General features: G+C 62.4%; 1 protein-coding gene. It reads right to left on the minus strand.

All coding sequences use genetic code 11. The features are described 5' to 3' along the window. Window positions 1-290 (minus strand): PLP-dependent transferase (locus tag SB753_RS36375; RefSeq protein ID WP_410804961.1); only part of this gene is annotated, 290 nt, incomplete at both ends.

Genomic DNA, 290 nt, shown 5'->3' on the forward strand with positions numbered 1-290 from the left:
CGGGCAACGCCGGATGCAGCACCACGGCGATTTCCGGACGCGTCTTCAGCCACTTCGCGAGTTCGAGCGCGCTTTTGTCGTGGTGGTCGAAACGCACTTTCATCGACGGCAGGCTGCGCAGGATGAGCGAGCAATCGTCCGCCGACACGCCGATACCCATCCGCATGCGTGCCAGTTTCAGCTTCAGATGCAGATCACGGTCGACCGTGATCGTCGCGCCCATCAGCACGTCGCTGCCGCCCGACTGGTACTTCGTGAGCGCCTGCATCGAAATATCGACGCCGTGATCG

Origin of the sequence: Paraburkholderia sp. SIMBA_053 (assembly GCF_046534895.1) — a bacterium.
GTDB lineage: Bacteria > Pseudomonadota > Gammaproteobacteria > Burkholderiales > Burkholderiaceae > Paraburkholderia > Paraburkholderia caledonica.